Genomic DNA, 1515 nt, shown 5'->3' on the forward strand with positions numbered 1-1515 from the left:
GCTGAGGCGCGCGCGGGCGAGGGGCGGCAGCCTGTTGCTGGCCGCTGTCGCCAGTCAGCGCCGGACGGCGGGGCGCTGCCAGCCTTATGTCGCGCTCGACCACGACATCCGTCGGACCGCCGATCAGGATCAGGTGCTCGATATCGTCGCGTCGCACCAGAACAAGCCTGCGATGGCTGTCGACGGCGGTAGCGTCCATGACGGCGAGCCGCGTCTTGCGGTTCCTGCCGCCGGCAACGAAAGTGCCGAATGTCAGGTTGCGGACGACCTTGATGACGAGAAGGACGACGACCAGCAGGATAAGGGCTGCAAACGTCCACAGGATTGCAGCGACATAACCCGGACCCGCCACGCTATCCAGCCACTGCAGCATCGGTGCACCCAATCGCCTTCCTGAGGTGACGCGACACTAGACCGTTGGGACTAGCGACCGCAAGTTCGCATCACTCATCGTGAACAGTTTGAAACATGAATCGGTTGGCCCGGCGTCATTTTTATCTGACATTTGCCGCCAAGGCCTTTTCCGCTACAGGAGAATGTGATTCAACCGGCCCGTTCGCGGGTGTCGGGCACCGGAATCACGAACAGGGGGCACATGGCCAAGGAAACGCGCGGCGATTTCTATCCGGTACCGATCGTCGACCAGAACACGCGTCCGGGCGCCGTCACCAGGCTCATCGTCTTCATCGTCGTTCTGACCGGCGCCGCAATTGTCTTCGGACTGTTCCGCGAGCGTCTGGGCGATCCGTTCCTGCTCGGCATGCTGGGCGTGCTCGCGATGATCGGCGTCGGCTTTCTGTTCGCCACCGCGATCGGCTTTGTGCAGATCGCGCCGCGCTCGACCAGCGACGAACTGTCGAAAGCCTTCGTCGATTCAATGTCTCAAGGTCTGCTGGTCACCGACACCAAGGGTCGGGTCGTCTATGCCAACCGGGCCTATGCCGACATGACAGGCGCCGCATCGGCGACTGATTTGAAGACGGTCGAGGGCCTGCTTTCCGACGTTCCCGAGGCCTCGATGACCATCTATCGGTTGGCCTCCGGACTGCGCGACGGTCAGGCCGGCGACGGTGAATTCCGGCTGGCGCAGTCGATCAAGCCCGGGGCCGAGCCTGGCGCGCGCTGGTACCGCGCCCGCGCCCGCGCTTTCAGCGTGCCGGGCGAGCGGCTGCCGATGCTCGCCTGGCAGATCGCGGACATCTCGCAGGAGCGGGCGGAGCAGGAGCGTTTCTTCCTCGACCTGCAAAAAGCGATAGACCACCTCGACCACGCGCCGGCCGGCTTCTTCTCCGCCGACCAGGAGGGCCGCGTCACCTACATCAACGCGACGCTCGCCGAATGGCTGGGCATCGACCTTGCCAGCTTCACTCCAGGCGCGGTGACGCTGCCGGAAATCGTCGCCGGCGACGGCATGGCGCTCGTCCGCTCGGTCAAGGCTGATCCCGGCACCACGCGCAACGCCGTCATCGACCTCGATCTCACGACAATGAGCGGCCAGGCGCTGCCGGTCCGCTT

At 64.7% G+C, this 1515-nt stretch carries 1 protein-coding gene and 1 pseudogene; one reads left to right on the forward strand and one right to left on the reverse strand.

Annotation, left to right across the window (positions count from 1 at the left end):
- Positions 1-373: pseudogene (locus EOA38_RS36325) on the reverse strand (flagellar biosynthetic protein FliO); the annotation flags it as partial.
- A gap of 222 nt (positions 374-595) precedes the next feature.
- On the opposite strand from EOA38_RS36325, the gene EOA38_RS36330 reads away from it, so the two are divergent.
- On the forward strand, positions 596-1515 hold a 920-nt coding region (locus EOA38_RS36330; RefSeq protein ID WP_127301482.1), incomplete at its 3' end, for a PAS domain-containing protein.

This window comes from Mesorhizobium sp. M1E.F.Ca.ET.041.01.1.1 (assembly GCF_003997355.1).
Taxonomy (GTDB): Bacteria; Pseudomonadota; Alphaproteobacteria; order Rhizobiales; family Rhizobiaceae; genus Mesorhizobium.